We start from the raw sequence: 17,840 nt of genomic DNA, 5'->3' as shown, positions 1-17,840 counted from the left end.
TGTATGTACTCAGCTTTTTACAGTTCAGAATTTTTGAGCACTGGCCATTTGCCACATGCGGTAATAAAAATTTTCTTTATCCTGAAGCTGGTTATTAATAAGGGCATTTTCCTCCATAAAATAATGCAACTGGGCATAATTTTTAATTTCCCGGTCATTAATCCGTTGTGCCAGATGGTGTGCATCAAGTTCCGAAGGATGACGCAAGCCTGCTGCTGCTATCATATCTGCCAAGGCATGCAAAGTGTTTTTATGGAAATTAAAAACCCGTTCAGCTTTGGTGGGCACATGTAAAGCTTTTTGTCGGTCACGGTCCTGTGTAGCTACCCCAACCGGGCACTGATTGGTATGGCAGCTTTGTGCCTGTATACAGCCAATTGCAAACATGAACCCCCGACCTGAATTCACCCAGTCTGCGCCCAGTGCAAATGTACTGGCAATATCAAATGCACTGACGATTTTACCCGCTGCTCCAATCTTGATCTGATCACGTAAACCGGTACCCACCAAGGTATTATGTACAAAGCGTAAGCCTTCACGCAGAGGTGTACCAATATAGTCACTAAATTCAATTGGTGCTGCACCTGTACCACCCTCAGAGCCATCGACTACAATAAAATCCGGTACAATTTTGGTTTCCAGCATAGCTTTTACAATACTCATAAATTGCCATGGATGCCCAATACAGAGCTTAAAGCCTACTGGTTTACCACCAGAAAGATCACGTAGTTTTTGCAGAAAGTGCATCATCTGGATCGGTGTACGAAAAGCAGAGTGGGTAGCAGGAGAGATGCAGTCACGATCACGACTTACTCCCCGAATTAGGGCAATTTCTTCAGAAATTTTATGCTTTGGCAAAATACCGCCATGACCCGGTTTGGCGCCTTGGGACAGTTTGAGTTCAATCATTTTAACCTGTTCAAGTTGCGCCTGTTTAGCAAACTTTCCTTCATCAAACTGTCCGTCAAGCGTCCGGCAGCCAAAATAACCACTGGCAATTTGCCAGACCAAATCGCCACCATTCTCCAGATGATAAGGGCTGATACTGCCTTCTCCTGTGTCATGGTAAAAGTTACCCATCTTGGCACCCTGATTTAACGCCAGAATTGCATTGGCGCTGAGACTGCCAAAACTCATGCCAGAGATATTGAAAATTGAAGCGCTATAGGGCTGAGTACATTGCTCATTACCAATCTGAATACGAAAAGTGGCCGGATCTGCTGGTGAGCAAGGTGCCAGGGAGTGAGTAATAAAACGATAATCTGCCTGATAGACATCTAAAATTGAGCCAAAGGGTTTATCTGAATTTTCATTTTTCGCACGCTGATATACCAGACTGCGCTGTACCCGTGAAAATGGCAGTGCATCATGATCCGATTCAATAAAATACTGCCGGATCTCTGGGCGAAAATCTTCAAAAATATAGCGAAAGTGTCCCATAATCGGATAGTTTTTTAAGATCGAGTGACGATTCTGCAAAACATCATAGAGACCCAGCAGGCTGAGCAAAGCTGTGATTAACCAGACACTGTTAAGCAAGGTATCTGAAACGAAGTAATAAATATAATGTGGCTCATAGAATAGCCTAAGCATGGTAATACCTAATGCGATCAGAATGCACAGAAACCAGACTGAATGTCTTGAGAAAAATGTATTGAGGAGCTTATGACGTATTGTTTGTGCTGGGCTTGCCATTATATTCAGCTTTCCTTTTAATATTTTTCAATAGATTCAACTTGCCAAGCCGGGCTGTATTTCTCAATGACAGTTTTGTTCATTCTCAGTCACATAAGAAGATAACTAGGATAATTTTTCAGATAAAAAAATAACCAGAACAGGTCTGGCTATTTTTTATAAATAAATATTAGTTTTGCTCTTCTTCTGGTGGAAGCAACATCAAAATAGAGTCAGTCAATAGCTGTGCGATATCTTCAAGTATTTCTTCATCATTTAAATTCTGATCAAGAACCAGAATTTCACCATCAGCAAGACGCTTTAAATAGGCTGCAAAGCTTTCAGAAATATATAGTGCTTCACCATTTGCCCAAAAAAGTAGCTGGTTGTCTTCATCTGTATAAAGCAGGCGTGAAGCAGGTTCCAGCATTAGCATGTAACCCTGATCCAAAGCTTCTTCCAGATCACCTGTACCGATCTCTTCCGCTTCAGGAATATTCTCCGGATACTTCGGTTCCGACATCAAGCTGATAATAGCATCATCAAGTACAGTAGAGTTTTGCAGACGGGCAAGTAGTTCTGTTTTAAGGTACTCAAGTTCAACAGGTGTAATCTCACCTGCTGCTGTAGCCTGGTCACGCAGAATATCGGTTAGCGGATTTCTGAGTAACTGGTCTTCAGAAAATTTATCACTCACACGATCCATCATATCTGCAATATTAGGCATACGAAAACCAAAGGAAAAGGTCAGGCAGTCGTCTTCTGCTACGCCATAGTGAGACAGACCTGGCGGAACATATAACAGATCACCTGGAGCCAGTACTTCATCAAAATTTACCTCCATGTCTGGTAGCAGTTTAAGAGGCTGACCTGGAACAAAAGCCGTGTCTGCATCGCACATCTGCCCAAGCTGCCAGCGACGGTGACCGTAACCTTGCACCAGGAATACATCATAAAAGTCAAAATGCTTGCCAACTGAACCGCCTTTAGGCGCATAAGACACCATAATATCATCACGGCGCCACTGTGGAATAAAGGGAAATTTTTTCCATAGGGCTGCGAGGTCAAATGAATAATGGTCAACCGCCTGAACCAGCAAGGTCCATAGTTTTGGCATTTTCTGGAAATCGCCTTTAATTAGAGGAGAAGATTTCACTGACCACTGGTTAGAATCTTTATCTTTTTGCTTGATTAAACGGGCAGTAACATTTTCTTCAAGCGCAAGTTCTTTAACATCGTTCGGTTCAAGAATATTGATAATTTCGGGTAGGGCATTACGGACCAGTAGCGGTTTTTTTTGCCAATATTCACTTAAAAATTGTTCGGCAGTTATACCGCCTAAGACAGCTAGAGGTTGGGACATAGAAAAAACCTGTAAATATTAAAAAAATTAGCTAGGGAATCTGGAAGTCAAGTTGGCGCAAAATCTGGCATAGCTGAATCATGGGTAGGCCCATTAAAGTTGTCTGGTCATTACCCGTCATCTTTTCAAACAGACTAATGCCCAGACTTTCACATTTAAAGCTACCTGCACAGTGAAGTGGTTGATCCAGTTCGATGTATCGCTCAATTTCGGCCAGATTTAATGTGCGGAATTTTACCTGATAATGCTCTACCAGTGTGTGCTGAAAACCTGTGGAATGCTGCTGTACACTCAGCCCCGTACTAAAATAGACCGTTTTCCCGGAATTGGCCTGCAACTGTTGCACTGCCTTTTCAACTGTTAAGGGCTTACCTATAAAATCATCGGGTGTATGTTCCCGCCATGCTACCTGATCGGAACCAATCACTACTGCTTCAGGGTAAAGTCTGGCAACAATATGAGCTTTGTCAAAAGCCAGTCTCTTTGCAAGTTCATCTGCATGTGTCTCACCCTGGGGTAATTCATCAATATCTGGTGAAATACATCGATACTGCAAGCCTAAACGATTCAACAGCGCTTTACGGGTCTCACTACTGGAGGCCAGAATAAGAGGAGGCTGCTTCATCAAACTGCATAATCCATTAAAATATCTAAAGGTACATAGCTGAGTACTGCCTGATGGCAGGCATGAATTTTTACAGGCGGGGCCATATCAGCCTGATAGGCTTCAACCCAGCGCGTTACGCAGATACACCAGAAGTCACCAGGTTTTAGACCGGGAAAACCCACTTCCGGTAAGGGTGTAATCAGGTCATTACCCAGTTTTTGAGAAAAACTTAGAAATTCAGATGTCATCTGTGCACAAACAGTATGCTGGCCCAGATCAGTAGCAGCAGTATGGCAAAAACCATTACGGAAATATCCGGTAATAGGGTCATAGCAGCAGCTTGCCAAGGGTTCACCTAATACATTTAAGCGGTTAATCTTCGGATCAGGATGAAAAGACATAAGTACTCGGAAATAGACGGGCTTTATCTATCATAACAAATCTTTGGCAAACGTTAGCTTTTATGCAAAAGAAGCTAACCTTTTTAAGTATAATCATTTAAAATCGATGGCATTTTTAAATACATAAAGAGAGTATTACATGAATTTTCAGCGTATGACTGACCTTGACCTGACAGGCAAACGTGTCCTTATTCGTGAAGACTTAAACGTTCCTGTAAAAAATGGTGAGATTACGAGCGATGCACGTCTACGCGCTGCATTACCGACAATTCAGGCTGCGCTGGAAAAAGGTGCAGCAGTGATAGTATGTTCTCATCTGGGTCGTCCGGTAGAGGGTGAACCTAAACCGGAACAGTCACTCGCTCCTGTTGCGGCTTATCTGTCTCAGGCACTGGGTCAGGAAGTCCAGTTGGTTACAGAGTACTTGGATGGCGTTGAAGTTCAGGCCGGCCAGGTAGTTTTACTGGAAAATGTACGCTTCAATGCAGGTGAAAAGAAGAATAATCCTGAGCTGGCACAAAAATATGCTGCATTGTGTGATGTCTTTGTTATGGATGCATTTGGTACTGCGCATCGTGCAGAAGCATCTACAGAAGGTGTAGCGCGCTTTGCCAAGGTTGCAGCAGCAGGGCCGCTGCTTGCAGCAGAACTGGATGCACTGGGCCGTGCACTAAAAACACCTGAAAAGCCAATGGTAGCAATTGTTGCAGGTTCTAAAGTCTCTACTAAACTCGACGTTTTAAATTCTTTATCCACACTTTGTGACCAGTTAATTGTTGGCGGCGGTATTGCCAATACTTTCTTGGCGGCCGCCGGTTATAACGTGGGTAAATCGCTTTTTGAAGCAGACCTGGTCGACACTGCAAAAGCGATTGCTGCGAAAGTTTCTGTTCCTTTGCCAACTGACGTGGTTGTTGCTAATGCATCTGAAATTAACTTTGAAGATTTCTTGGGTTCATTGGCAAAAGCTCAAGCTGTAGTCAAGAAAGTATCAGAAGTTTCGGAAAATGATATGATTCTGGATGTTGGTCCAGAAACAGCTCAGGCATTTGCAGAGATTCTTAAAGATTCAAAAACTATTTTATGGAATGGTCCGGTCGGTGTATTTGAAGTTGACCAGTTTGGAGAGGGTACCAAAACACTTTCTCAGGCAATTGCAGAGTCTGCCGGTTTCTCGATAGCAGGCGGTGGAGATACATTGGCAGCTATTGATAAATATGAAGTCGCTGACAAAATTGGCTATATCTCGACTGGTGGTGGGGCTTTCCTTGAGTTTGTAGAAGGCAAAACCTTGCCAGCAGTAGCCGTGCTACTAGAGCGTGCCTAATACATTCTTCTGATTCTATAATTTTTTAAGTTTAAACAGGTTGGCTTGGTCCAGCCTGTTTTCATTTTAGATTCATATAACTGTCATATTTGTGCAATAACATAATCTGCATTAGATCTTCTTTGTTTGGGTAAAGGTAATGAAGTTAAAATTTATGCTTGTGATCTCACTGGTCGCACCACTGGTACTAACTGCGTGTGCAAAGAAAGAAGAAGCAGCTGCAACTGATCAGGGGCAAAATGCACCTGCTGCAGAAGAAAAAATAACACCTGAACAACAAGCTGCAATTGATGCAATCGACAAGCCAGTCATGGATGAAAATAATACAGATATTTCGCCTGAACAAGCGAATGCACCAGCTGAAGATTCTATGACTCCAGCAGCAGAAACGCCTGCACCAGAAGCTGAAACAGCTACTACAGGCACAGCCACACAGTAAATTGTAGGCTTTTGTTTAAAAGTCCCTGCAAATGCAGGGATTTTTTTTTAAATCATGTGTTTTGTTGCTGAATTGAAATAAATGACAGGGTAGAATAGGCCGCATTACCTGGGAGGATATTATGGCACTTATTTCGATGCGCCAGCTCTTGGACCACGCCGCAGAACATAGCTACGGCGTACCAGCGTTCAATGTAAACAATTTAGAACAAATGCGCGCAATCATGCTGGCTGCAGACGCAACCAATTCACCTGTGATCGTACAAGCTTCAGCGGGGGCCCGTAAGTATGCAGGGGCGCCGTTCTTGCGTCATCTTATTCTGGCCGCTATTGAAGAATGGCCACACATTCCGGTAGTTATGCACCAAGATCATGGTACCAGCCCAGATGTTTGCCAACGTTCAATTCAGCTTGGCTTTAGCTCGGTGATGATGGATGGTTCATTAGGTGAAGATGGTAAAACACCAACTTCCTATGAATACAATGTTGATGTGACTCGTCGTACTGTACAAATGGCACATGCTTGTGGTGTTTCAGTAGAAGGTGAAATTGGCTGTCTGGGTTCACTTGAAACCGGTATGGCTGGTGAAGAAGATGGCGTAGGTGCAGAAGGGGGACTTGACCATTCTCAGCTGTTGACTTCTGTAGAAGAAGCACGCAGTTTTGTGGCTGATACCAATGTTGATGCGCTGGCAATTGCTGTAGGTACTTCACATGGTGCGTATAAATTCACCCGTCCACCAACGGGAGACATCTTGGCAATTGACCGTATTAAAGAAATTCATGCGGCTTTACCAAATACACACCTGGTTATGCATGGCTCAAGTTCAGTTCCACAAGAATGGTTAGCTATTATTAACCAGTACGGCGGCGATATCAAAGAAACTTATGGTGTGCCAGTTGAGCAGTTGGTAGAAGCGATCAAACATGGCGTACGCAAAATTAACATCGATACAGACTTGCGTCTGGCTTCTACCGGTGCAATGCGCCGTATGATGGCTGAGCAGCCAAGTGAATTTGATCCGCGTAAATTCTTTGCCAAGACTATTGATGCAATGAAACAGATCTGTGTAGATCGTTATGAAGCATTTGGTACGGCAGGCCATGCAGATAAAATCCGTCCGATTTCACTGGAAAAAATGGTTGATCGTTATAAATAACTCACTACGTGATGTTTTATAATATTTAAAAGCCCACATCTGTGGGCTTTTTCTATAAGCTCAAGTAAAACAAGCTAAGAGTGGCAAGATGGAACTGATTTTTGGGGCGGCCTTATGCAGTGTGGCAGTGTCTATATTCTTAAAATGGGGCAAATCACACGGTTTTGATGCTCTGCAAATGATTACTGTCAATTATGCAGTTGCCAGTGTGCTTTGCTATATATGGTTTAAACCGGATTTTTCTCATGTTTCTTTAAGTACCACTCCGTGGTGGCTGATTTTTATTTTAGGTATGCTATTGCCTGGTATATTTCTATGTCTGGCCAGATCACTACAATACGCAGGAATCCTGAAAACCGAAATTGCGCAACGCCTGTCTGTTGTATTATCTCTACTGGCTGCTTTTTCTATATTTCAGGAACAGTTCAGTATTAGTAAACTGCTGGGTATAGGTCTAGGAATAGTCGCAGTAATCAGTTTATTATTCGGTCAACATTTTCAGGAAAAAACGACTTCCGATCATAAAAAAGGTCTGGTTTTTCTATTGAGTGTATGGATAGGCTACGCGTTGGTGGATATTCTTTTAAAATACACCACAGGCTTAGGCTTACAATTTGCACTGGCCTTGAATCTGGCCTTTCTCTTTTCTTTTGTACTCTCAAGCAGTTTTCTGGTTTTACAAAAAAACCGGTGGTCACAAAAAAATATATTAGCTGGTTCAGGTTTGGGCTTGCTTAATTTTTGTAATATTGCTCTGTACATTAAAGCCCATATGCTACTTAAAGATAGCCCAGCTATTGTATTTGCTGGAATGAATATTCTGGTGGTATTACTGGGTGTGATGAGTGGTTTGCTGTACTTTAAAGAAAAACTGAATCTCCCGACATTAATCGGCTTAATTTTAGGATTGACTGGAGTAATCTGTCTGGCATATGCCATGTAATATGCTTTAAGGTAAGTAAGTTTTTATCACTGCTACCGGATGAAGCAAGTAATCCAGTTTATTGACACTACCAAGTATCTGGCCTGGCTGCTGGCAATTTGGGCATGCTGGATAGGAAAGCATATGCCGTCTATTTATTTGTTCTATGTACATGCTGCCGCAACCTAGACATTTAAATTTAAGCAGACGTTTGGGAATAGGTAACATTGTTTTTTGTTTCCGGTTTTTGAATGATTTTAAAATTTTTATATAAAATTATGATGACAATTATAAAAGGAGAGATATCCTCTCCTCAATTTAGAATTTTATAGCTTGGTAAAAATCTGTTCTCTGTCCAAGCGTGATTTAGGTAACTTGGCATTAAAATCGCTTGCACTGCGGTAGCCTAATGTAAGTAATACTGATGGAACTAAGCCTAATTCAGTTAAGCCTAATTCTGCACTGATAATATCTTCATTAAATCCACCAATAGGGGTAGCGTCCACACCTTCAATACCTGCTGCCAATAGCATTTGCCCAAGAGCAATAAAAGTCTGATTTTCAGCCCAACGCTGGACATTACCTTTTTCATTGCGGTAATAATCAACATAACCACTACGGCTGTCTTTCTGACCTTGTTTGGCTGTTTCATCCTTGAAGCGCCCACTTGCTGCATCTTGATTTAACAAATGCTCAAGATGTTCTTCAGTAATATCGGCTTTAGTACAAAATAAAATAGTATGGGAAGAGTCTAATACTTTAGGTGCGTTATAACTGTACTTGCCCACCAGAGCTTTCGCAATACGCTGTTTGGCAGATTCATGATCAGCGATAAAGAAATGCCAAGGCTGAATGTTAATTGATGAAGGAGTATAACGAAGTATTTCCAGGAAGCGTTCAAACTGCTCCTGTGAAATTTTCTTGGTTGGGTCATAAGCTTTAGTCGTATAGCGGTTATGTACGATATCAAGCAGATCCATATATGTACTCCATCACTGCATTTAGGTTCAAATCATTGAGATTGATCATACGATATTTTTTAAATAATACTCGTAAATTCAATCAATTTTTATCTTAAAGAAGCAGGATTATATTGTTTGTTTAATAATTCCAGCTTATCAACTTTAACTCTGTTTGCTCTGCTAGCGGATTTATCTCCAGAATTTGAGCAGAACGCTCTCTCCAGTCACCTAGCACGATACGCTTTTTATTATATATTTCATGAATTGCAGGGCGATGTGTATGGCCGTGAATCAAAATATCGGAATTTTCCAGAACCTGCTCAACTGTATGCTGGTTAACATCCATAATTTCATAAGCTTTGGTCTGCTTGGTCTCAGCACTTTTTTGACGGAATCCATTGGCCAGCTTTTGTCTAAGACCGAGTGGTAGACGTTTTAGAAAGCCCAGCAAAAGCGGGTTGCGAATTATTTTTTTAAAGCGTTGATAAGATATATCATCAGTACAAAGTGCATCTCCATGTTCTAGCCGGAACGCTAAAGCACCAATACTCAACTGATATATATCTGGCAATAGAACACCGTGAAACTGGTCCAAGAATTTTTGGCCTAAGGCAAAGTCACGATTTCCGGCCTGAAAATAGATAGTGTTACCAGCTTGATGGAACTGCTGTAAAGCCTGAACAATTTCATCCAGCCAAGGCGCAGAGTAATCATCACCGATCCAGGCATTAAACCAGTCTCCTAAAATATAGAGCTGGGTATGCTGGTTTGCATAATGTTTTAATAAGTCTAAAAACCCCCGAACAAGTCGAGGGTGTTCAGGTGACAAATGTAAATCTGAAATAAACAGATAGGTCACAAGGTGTCCTGCATAAAATTATTCAGAGATAATTTTAGCAGATTCGATTACAACATTTTCCAGAGGAACATCGGCATGGTAACCACGGTTACCAGTACGGACATTTTTAATCTCATTAACAACGTCCATACCTTCAACAACCTTACCGAACACTGCATAACCCCAACCTTGAGCAGTTTTACCTGTATGGTTAAGGAAAGAGTTATTTTTCACGTTAATGAAAAACTGGGCAGATGCAGAGTGAGGAGCCTGAGTACGTGCCATTGCAATCGTACCTTCGTCATTGCTCAGGCCGTTATCTGCTTCATTTTCGATTGCATCGCGAGTTGCTTTTTCTTTAAAGTTTTCGTCGAAGCCACCACCTTGGATCATGAAACCGTCAATCACACGGTGAAAGATAACGCCGTCATAAAAGCCGTCACGAACATATTGCAGGAAGTTTTCAGCAGTTTTAGGTGCTTTTTCAGTATTAAGCTCAAGAACAATACGACCTTTATTGGTGTTTAATTCGACTTGAGGAAAACTCATTGGTTAATCTCCTGAACATGGACAAAAATGCCATGGGTTTTTTGGTTGAGAGAAGCATAAGCAAACTGTAAACTACAAGGCAAGTAAAAACGTTATTTTCTTTGTTAAAAAAACTGAATAGCGTTTTAATTATCCTCATTTTTTGATTTAGAAGTGAATTATCTATTATGAAGCCCAATGATGTTGTTTCATCCCTGCCAAATAACCCGACACCAAATAATGAAGCCACAGTCGATCAAGCGCAGCAACAACAACAGGCAGGCTTAGACTTTATCCGTCAGGTCATTAGTGATGATCTGGCTGCCGGGCGTACCCAGAAAGTAATCACCCGCTTCCCACCAGAGCCGAATGGCTATTTGCATATTGGTCATGTGAAGGCTATCTGTCTGAACTTTGGAATTGCAGAAGAATATCAGGGTGCATGTAACTTGCGTTTTGACGACACCAATCCAGATGCCGAAGAGCAGGAATATGTAGATGGCATTGCTAATGATGTGAAATGGCTTGGATTTCAATGGGAAGGTGAGCCGCGTTATGCATCAAGCTACTTTGATCAGCTCTATACATGGGCGCTTCAGTTGATTCAGCAGGGCGATGCCTATGTAGACTTGCAGACTCCAGAACAGATTAAGTTAAATCGTGGCTCTTTTGTAGAGCCAGGCAAAAACTCACCTTATCGTGATGCAAGTGTTGAAGAGAATCTGATACGCTTTGAGCAGATGCGTAATGGTGAACTGGGTGAAGGTAAAGCGGTGCTCCGCGCTAAAATTGATATGGCTTCACCAAATGTCCACATGCGTGATCCGATTCTGTATCGTGTATTGCATTCTGAGCATCATCAAACGGGCAATAAATGGAAAATCTACCCGATGTATGATTATGCCCATCCGTTGTCTGATGCGATTGAAGGCATCACACATTCGCTTTGTACTCTGGAATTCCAGGACCACCGTCCGTTTTATGATTGGGTCGTCGAGAAAGTCCACTCACCCGCTGTACCGCGCCAGTACGAATCTAGCCGTCTGAATGTCGATTATACTATTACTTCAAAACGTAAACTGCGTAAGCTGGTAGAAGGTGGGCATGTACATGGCTGGGATGATCCTCGAATGCCAACAGTTGTGGGTATGCGCCGTCGCGGTTTTACTCCAGAAGGATTGCGTGATTTTTGCAAGCGAGTGGGTGTTTCGAAAACTGACGGTATTGTTGATGTAGCAATGCTGGAGTTCTGCATCCGTCAGTCACTGGAAAATAGTGCAGCACGTGGTATGGCAGTACTAAATCCACTTAAAGTAACTTTAACTAATCTGCCAGAAGCCATGGATCTGGTTCATGCGCGCCATCCAAATATAGATATGGGTGAGCGGAGCATTCCGCTGACATCCGAAATCTATATTGACCGTAAAGATTTTGAAGAAGTGCCGCCAAAAGGTTTTAAACGCCTCATACCAGACGGTGAAGTTCGTTTACGTCATGCCTATGTCATTAAATGCGATGAAGTTATTAAAGATGAAGGCGGTGAGGTAGTAGAACTGAAATGTTCAATTGATACGGAAACTCTGGGTAAAAATCCGGAAGGGCGTAAAGTAAAAGGTGTTATCCACTGGGTTTCTGCAACCCAAGGTATACCGGCAGAAGTCCGTATTTATGATCGCCTGTTTACTGAAGCAGATCCGGAAACTGGAGATGACTTCCTGGCTAACCTTAATCCTGAATCACTCAAAGTGCTTCAGGCTGTAATTGAACCTGCACTGGCACAAGCTCAACCGGAAGACCGTTTCCAGTTCGAGCGTGAAGGTTATTTTGTGGCCGATCGTTATGACCATTCTCCTGAAAAACCGGTATTTAATAGAATTCTCGATTTGAGAGACAGTTTTAAACCGGGTAAATAAACTTAAAAGAAGCCTCTTGTGAAAGAGGCTTCTTTTTTTAAAGGGCATAATATAAATATGATATGGTTAAAGCTGCTAATAGTGCCTGCTTTTATCTTACTGGTCAGTCTGGCTGGCCGGCGCTGGGGAACCACGGTTGCCGGCATATTGGCCGGTATGCCGGTAGTTGCTGGCCCGATAGTGGTGCTGGTTGCTTTAGAGCAGGGGGTTGGGTTTGGTATATATACTGCGACAGCAGCTGTTACCGGTGTAATTGCCTTACTGAGTTTTGGGATAGCTTATTGCTGGTTAAGTCTGAAACTTAACTGGTGGATGACTTTTCTTCTGGCAACGCTGGTTTGGAGTGTTATTTCTAGCTTTCTGGTACTTTTACCACAAAATATTTATCTTGCCCTTTGTATAGCATTACTCGGTTTGATCTTCACACCGTACTTATTACCTCGGAAAAATTGGGTGTATCGACCTGCAGCTCATGCAAAAGATCTGCCGGTACGAATGTTAGCAGGTGGTGTATTCACGCTGATAGTTACACAGGCTGCTAATCTGGTGGGTGGAACATGGAGTGGATTACTGGCAGTTTTTCCAATTATTGGTTCGATTCTGGCAGTTTTTACGCATATCACACAAGGTGCCGATGCGGTTACTACTCTATATCGAGGTACAGTACGGGGCTTATATTCGCTTGTACTTTTCTTTTTTATATTGGTAATGGCATGGCCATATATGAGTTTCTGGTTTGCGCTTATCCTTGCCATAATTGCAGCAATCATTCTGCAATTGCTATTTCAATATGCAATGAAACCACTTATCTTTTTAAACAATAAAACCCGTTAGCGTTAGACTACTTTTTTTCTTCCTGTTTATAGATGAGATAAGAAGGAATCTGCATTTTTGCCTTATCCCGCAGTTTTTTCTTGATATACAATACCAGCGCAAAGGATGTGGTAGCCACGGTAATCATCATGCTGTTCATATAGCTCATGATTGAACTGACATAACCGATAGTTGTCAGACGATTCATCATCTTCACCACTTGCGGGCTGCTCTCGACCCCGGTAATGGCCCAGCTACATAAATGCTCACAGTTGTTAATAATAAGATGATACTGATTCTCATGCATGCGGGAACGCATACGTCTAACTACCGTGCGGCCACTATATTTTGGAGCTTCATAGTGGCGTACAGAAATTTTCTTGCCATGAGAAAAGTTCTTGAGTGAGGTCATTTCGATAGGATGTTTTTTAAATAGATGGGCAAAACCAGAATAATGAATCACACGACCACGCCCGGCATAAATACCATGGTGAGTATAGCCAAAATGTTTAACAATTAAATGCGCTCCAACAGTGAAGCGTTTTACGCGTCGTGACTGCATATTGTTTTTATTCCAATAAATCGTTGGGATTACTTTATTGAAAGCAGAGTCAGGATTATACCTAAAATTAGTGTAGGCTGTCACAATATAGCGCGTTTTAACACTTTTATTGAATATTCAGATTTTTTAGAAAAAATAAAAAACTGTTAAGGGTGGCTTATACAATTCTTTTAAAATAAAAATATTTTTCATTTAACGCTTCATGGAAAATTGACCGTTTAGTCAAAACTGGTATGTTTTTTGCTGGGAATAAAACAATTCAACTAAAGCAGATGAGTGTATGACTGTTGAAATTTATCCCTGTAAAAACCATTCTGTTCAGACAGTGGTGCTCAGTTCGGGCCTAGGTGGCCACGCGAATTTTTGGCAGCCGCAGATTGAAGCATTAAGAGAATATTTTCAGATCATTTGCTATGACCATGAAGGCATAGAACCGCAGAGTCCAGAATTACCGGAAAATTATTCCATACAGCATCTGGCAGAGCATCTGGCAAAAATTTTAAAACAGTACCAACAGCAAAACTGTCATTTTATATGACATGCCCTAGGTGGGTTTATAGGCATAGAACTTGTGCGGCTTTATCCTGAGCTGGTCAATAGACTGGTCCTTATTAATGCTTGGGACCGGCTCGATTCGCATACTGAAAAGTGTTTTAGTACCCGTATTGCTTTACTTCGGTATGCAGGTATTGAAGCTTATATACGGGCTCAGGCCTTATTTTTATATCCGCCTGCCTGGATTTCCGCACATTCACTGCAATTGAATGAACAGGAAAACAAAATGATCGGTATTTTTGCACCTCTAGAAAATGTCTTTAAACGGCTTCATGCATTACAGAATTATCAACCTTTTGAAGTGGCGCGTCAGATTCAAAATCCTACTCTGGTGTTAACCAATCAGGATGACTTTCTGGTGCCATGGAAACGGGGGCTGGCACTTGCCAAGCTGATTAAAAATGCTGAACTGGAATTAATGCCAAATGGCGGTCATGCCAGTACCATAACCCAAGCTCAGAGCGTAAATGAGATACTAATTAGATTTTTAACTAAAACAACAGATTAATCTGATATAGGGAGTAGAAAATGACAATTTATCAGCAAGGCCTAGAGCAGGATGTACTCAAGCAGTTATTTACTGAAGCACGTACCTATAATGCATGGCGGGAACGTGATGTAAGCGATGAGCAGCTTATGCAGATTTACGATCTGGTGAAAATGGCTCCCACTTCGGCAAACTGTTCACCTGCGCGGTTTTTGTTTATCAGATCTGCAGGAGCCAAAGCCAAACTTAAACCGGCCTTATCATCAGGGAATCTGGAAAAGACAATGAACGCGCCCGTAACAGTGGTAGTAGCTTATGACGCAGAATTTTATGAGCAGCTGCCTGAACTTTTCCCACATGGAGATGCCCGGTCATGGTTTACTTCAAGTCCAGAACTGGCACATGAAACGGCTTTTCGTAACAGTTCCATGCAAGCAGCTTATCTGATTTTGGCCTGTCGGAGCCTGGGGCTTGATACCGGTCCAATGTCCGGTTTTAATCCAGCTTTAATTGATGAAACTTTTTTTGCAGGCACCAGTTGGAAATCTAACCTGCTGATTAATATTGGCTATGGAGCTACAGAAAAATTGTTTGAGCGGTTACCTCGACTGAATTTTGAAAAAACCTGCAAAATACTCTAAAGCCCATCGAGCAGGAACATACGCGTTGTTGCTGCTCAAGTAATTCTAAAAAATCAAAATACTAAATCTTAAATAAATTATTAATAGTTAAAAAATTAGCTTTGAATAGATTTCTGCTGCGATTAATTGAAGATGCTTATATTTCTGTTCCTGATGCACTATCTAATTAAAAATACTACTCTTGAGCCCTTATCTAATTTATATTTATTAGTATGCTTCGATTATTTTCTTAGGAAATACTTATATTTGATAAGAAGCTTAAAAAAGCCACTGTTGCAGTCGTATTGCGCTTTAAAGCACAGATTACTCGTTTTATTCACAGTATTTATATTTAATAGAACTGCCCTAATTCTGATTTTTAATAATGTTCTCTATATTTATACAACTCAAGATAGATCTTAAAAATAATTTTAATACCTTTCCGAGTAATGTACCGCTGTTTTTTACGTCATGGTGCGCTTGATATTTAAACTTGGTTTAACTCTGTTATTTATTTCTATTCTGGATAGAGCCAGTCTAAGATCCTATAAAAACTGCTCATCTTGTTAGTTATTTTCAAAAGCCTTTAAATTTTGCACTGTATGCACATATTTTGTGCGCGTGATACTTTTTGATACACCTATTTAGACTAAATGGTAAAAAAAATAATACCTCAATATTTTATTAATATATTGATATTTAATAATAAAAAATATTGGCATGCACCTTGCATTAATAAAAATACAAGCAAGAAGAACTGATGTACTTGGTCCTTTTACTCGAGAAGTTTTAAAAGAGAGGTACGAATATGAAAGTCGGCGTTTTTTGTCCAATTGGTAATAACGGATGGTTGCTCTCGAAAACAGCACCACAATATCAACCAAGTTTCGAAATGAATAAAGAAATCGTACAGCGTGCTGAACATTACGGTTTTGACTTTGCTTTATCCATGATCAAGTTGCGCGGTTTCGGGGGGGAGACTGAATTTTGGGATTACAACCTGGAAACATTTACATTAATGGCTGGCTTAGCCGCGGTTACGTCCAAAATCCAGATTTATGCAACAGCTGCTACATTAGTTATGCCGCCGGCAATTGTAGCAAGAATGGCTTCCACAATTGATTCTATTTCTAATGGCCGCTTTGGTCTGAATGTAGTAACTGGCTGGCAAAAGCCAGAATATAGCCAGATGGGTATGTGGCCGGGAGACGAGTACTTTGGTAAACGTTATGAATATCTTTCAGAATATGTGCAGGTATTAAGAGAGTTATGGGCAACAGGCCACTCTGACTTTAAAGGTGATTTTTTCAAGATGGATGACTGCCAGGTGAAGCCAGTGCCTCAAGCAGACATGAAAATTATCTGTGCAGGCCAGTCTGATGAAGGACTGGCATTTTCGGCAAGGTATGCCGATTATAATTTTGTTTTTGGTAAGGGCTTAAACACTCCAACGGCCTATGCCGGTATTAATGAACGTCTAAAAACACAGACAGATAAGACAGGCCGTGATGTTTCGACTTATGTACTGTTTATGGTCATTGCTGATGAAACTGATGAAAATGCTCAGGCAAAATGGCAAAACTATAATAATGGGGCTGACATGCAAGCTATTCAGTGGTTACAGGACCAAGGCGGAAAAGACAAGATTTCAGGTAATGACACCAATATAAGGCACATGGCTTCCAGTGTATCTCCAGTCAATATCAATATGGGAACTCTGGTAGGTTCATATGAAAAAGTGGCTGCCATGCTTGATGAAATTTCAGAAGTTAAAGGTACAGACGGTATTCTTCTGACTTTTGATGATTTTATAAAAGGTGTAGAAGATTTCGGAACCCGAATTCAGCCACTGATGAAAAGCCGTATTGAAGTAGATAGCCCTGTACCAAGCCAAGTCACTGCACTGGAGAAAAGCGCATGAATATGAAATCAGCAATATGTGCCGACTTTACTTCAGATTCTGCACCAATTTTGAATGCTGCTCCTGAGGCAATCAAGCTCGATCCCAAACAGACAGCATTAATTATTGTGGATATGCAAAATGCATATGCCAGTTCAGGTGGTTATCTGGACTTGGCCGGTTTTGATGTATCTACTACACAACCAGTCATTGAGCAAATTAAAAAAGCTGTAGATATTGCCCATCAGGCAGGTATTCAGGTGATTTATTTCAGAAATGGCTGGGACCAGCATTATGTAGAAGCTGGCGGAGCAGGTTCGCCAAATTTTCATAAGTCAAATGCCCTGAAAACCATGCGTAAGCAGCCGGCGCTACAGGGAAAATTACTGGCTAAAGGCGGCTGGGACTATGAGCTGGTTGATGAGCTAAAGCCTGTAACGGGTGATATTGTTATCGATAAACCCCGTTATAGTGGTTTCTTTAATACTAGTCTGGACAGTGTGCTGCGTGCACGTGGTATCCGTAATTTATTATTCACCGGAATTGCGACTAATGTCTGCGTAGAGTCTACCTTAAGAGATGGCTTCTTCCTGGAATACTTCGGTGTATTACTTGATGATGCCTGCTATCAGGCTGGTCCGCGTGAAGCGCATGAAGCCACTTTATATAACGTTAAAACCTTTTTTGGCTGGGTTTCTGATGTAGCCAGCATGCAACAGTGTTTTGGTCAAAAACAGTCCCAGAGCTCAGCAGCATAAGTTATTTTTTAA

18 protein-coding genes and 1 pseudogene are annotated in these 17,840 nt (G+C 41.5%); 11 read left to right on the top strand and 8 right to left on the bottom strand.

Annotation, left to right across the window (positions count from 1 at the left end):
- Positions 1 to 24: 24 nt before the first annotated feature.
- From J502_RS05670 to J502_RS05655, 4 genes are all read right to left on the bottom strand, one after another.
- The gene (locus J502_RS05670; protein WP_005406265.1) at positions 25 to 1,695 is read right to left on the bottom strand and encodes an FMN-binding glutamate synthase family protein; all 1,671 of its coding nucleotides are present in this window, start codon (positions 1,693 to 1,695) and stop codon (positions 25 to 27) included.
- Between the two features lie 169 nt (positions 1,696 to 1,864).
- Positions 1,865 to 3,037 (bottom strand): ribosomal protein uL16 3-hydroxylase, encoded by a 1,173-nt coding sequence (locus J502_RS05665; RefSeq protein ID WP_005406356.1) that lies wholly within the window; start codon positions 3,035 to 3,037, stop codon positions 1,865 to 1,867.
- Between the two features lie 31 nt (positions 3,038 to 3,068).
- Positions 3,069 to 3,662: a Maf family protein gene (locus J502_RS05660; protein ID WP_005406377.1), complete on the bottom strand. Its 594-nt coding sequence runs from the start codon at positions 3,660 to 3,662 to the stop codon at positions 3,069 to 3,071.
- Positions 3,662 to 4,045: a DUF2237 family protein gene (locus J502_RS05655; protein WP_005019984.1), complete on the bottom strand. Its 384-nt coding sequence runs from the start codon at positions 4,043 to 4,045 to the stop codon at positions 3,662 to 3,664. Before J502_RS05655 ends, J502_RS05660 begins: the two co-directional genes overlap by 1 nt.
- 139 nt (positions 4,046 to 4,184) lie before the next feature.
- Between J502_RS05655 and J502_RS05650 the strand changes: the two genes are divergently transcribed.
- The 5 genes from J502_RS05650 (at position 4,185) to J502_RS17200 (ending at position 8,081) form a co-directional block, all read left to right on the top strand.
- Positions 4,185 to 5,372, top strand: coding sequence for a phosphoglycerate kinase (locus J502_RS05650; protein WP_005406482.1), 1,188 nt, complete (start codon positions 4,185 to 4,187; stop codon positions 5,370 to 5,372).
- 139 nt (positions 5,373 to 5,511) lie between these two features.
- Positions 5,512 to 5,811, top strand: a complete 300-nt coding sequence (locus J502_RS05645; RefSeq protein ID WP_034428858.1) for a hypothetical protein — start codon at positions 5,512 to 5,514, stop codon at positions 5,809 to 5,811.
- A gap of 121 nt (positions 5,812 to 5,932) precedes the next feature.
- Positions 5,933 to 6,970: a class II fructose-bisphosphate aldolase gene (fba, locus tag J502_RS05640; RefSeq protein ID WP_034683383.1), complete on the top strand. Its 1,038-nt coding sequence runs from the start codon at positions 5,933 to 5,935 to the stop codon at positions 6,968 to 6,970.
- Positions 6,971 to 7,058: 88 nt separating this feature from the next.
- Positions 7,059 to 7,913, top strand: a complete 855-nt coding sequence (locus J502_RS05635; protein WP_005406328.1) for an EamA family transporter — start codon at positions 7,059 to 7,061, stop codon at positions 7,911 to 7,913.
- Positions 7,914 to 7,952: 39 nt separating this feature from the next.
- A complete protein-coding gene (locus J502_RS17200; RefSeq protein ID WP_005406365.1) occupies positions 7,953 to 8,081 on the top strand; it encodes a hypothetical protein in 129 nt (42 codons plus the stop codon).
- A 137-nt stretch (positions 8,082 to 8,218) separates the two neighbouring features.
- On the opposite strand, the gene nfsB is transcribed toward J502_RS17200, so the two are convergent.
- From nfsB to J502_RS05615, 3 genes are all read right to left on the bottom strand, one after another.
- Positions 8,219 to 8,872, bottom strand: a complete 654-nt coding sequence (gene nfsB, locus J502_RS05625; protein ID WP_005406443.1) for an oxygen-insensitive NAD(P)H nitroreductase — start codon at positions 8,870 to 8,872, stop codon at positions 8,219 to 8,221.
- A gap of 121 nt (positions 8,873 to 8,993) precedes the next feature.
- Entirely contained in the window at positions 8,994 to 9,713 is a 720-nt protein-coding gene (locus J502_RS05620; RefSeq protein ID WP_005406293.1) for a UDP-2,3-diacylglucosamine diphosphatase, read from the bottom strand.
- 18 nt (positions 9,714 to 9,731) lie between these two features.
- Positions 9,732 to 10,241, bottom strand: coding sequence for a peptidylprolyl isomerase (locus J502_RS05615; protein ID WP_005019994.1), 510 nt, complete (start codon positions 10,239 to 10,241; stop codon positions 9,732 to 9,734).
- Between the two features lie 167 nt (positions 10,242 to 10,408).
- On the opposite strand from J502_RS05615, the gene J502_RS05610 reads away from it, so the two are divergent.
- Positions 10,409 to 12,133, top strand: a complete 1,725-nt coding sequence (locus tag J502_RS05610; RefSeq protein ID WP_034683382.1) for a glutamine--tRNA ligase/YqeY domain fusion protein — start codon at positions 10,409 to 10,411, stop codon at positions 12,131 to 12,133.
- A gap of 57 nt (positions 12,134 to 12,190) precedes the next feature.
- A complete protein-coding gene (locus J502_RS05605; protein ID WP_005406471.1) occupies positions 12,191 to 12,967 on the top strand; it encodes a hypothetical protein in 777 nt (258 codons plus the stop codon).
- Between the two features lie 7 nt (positions 12,968 to 12,974).
- On the opposite strand, the gene J502_RS05600 is transcribed toward J502_RS05605, so the two are convergent.
- The gene (locus tag J502_RS05600) at positions 12,975 to 13,508 is read right to left on the bottom strand and encodes a lecithin retinol acyltransferase family protein (protein ID WP_005019997.1); all 534 of its coding nucleotides are present in this window, start codon (positions 13,506 to 13,508) and stop codon (positions 12,975 to 12,977) included.
- A 280-nt stretch (positions 13,509 to 13,788) separates the two neighbouring features.
- On the opposite strand from J502_RS05600, the pseudogene rutD reads away from it, so the two are divergent.
- The 4 genes and pseudogenes from rutD to rutB all read left to right on the top strand — a co-directional run bounded on the left by rutD (position 13,789) and on the right by rutB (position 17,828).
- Positions 13,789 to 14,571 (top strand): annotated as a pseudogene (gene rutD, locus J502_RS17250) (pyrimidine utilization protein D).
- 20 nt (positions 14,572 to 14,591) lie between these two features.
- A complete protein-coding gene (locus J502_RS05590) occupies positions 14,592 to 15,191 on the top strand; it encodes a malonic semialdehyde reductase (protein ID WP_005406283.1) in 600 nt (199 codons plus the stop codon).
- A gap of 787 nt (positions 15,192 to 15,978) precedes the next feature.
- Complete coding sequence (rutA, locus tag J502_RS05585) at positions 15,979 to 17,091, top strand: pyrimidine utilization protein A (protein ID WP_005406448.1); 1,113 nt, start codon at positions 15,979 to 15,981, stop codon at positions 17,089 to 17,091.
- Positions 17,088 to 17,828, top strand: coding sequence for a pyrimidine utilization protein B (rutB, locus tag J502_RS05580; protein WP_005406385.1), 741 nt, complete (start codon positions 17,088 to 17,090; stop codon positions 17,826 to 17,828). Before rutA ends, rutB begins: the two co-directional genes overlap by 4 nt.
- The last annotated feature ends 12 nt before the right edge of the window (positions 17,829 to 17,840 follow it).

It is taken from the genome of Acinetobacter sp. 1294596 (assembly GCF_000582925.1).
GTDB lineage: Bacteria > Pseudomonadota > Gammaproteobacteria > Pseudomonadales > Moraxellaceae > Acinetobacter > Acinetobacter radioresistens.
Note: the sequence above shows the minus strand (reverse complement) of the source record. Positions and strands in the feature narration are given on the sequence as shown.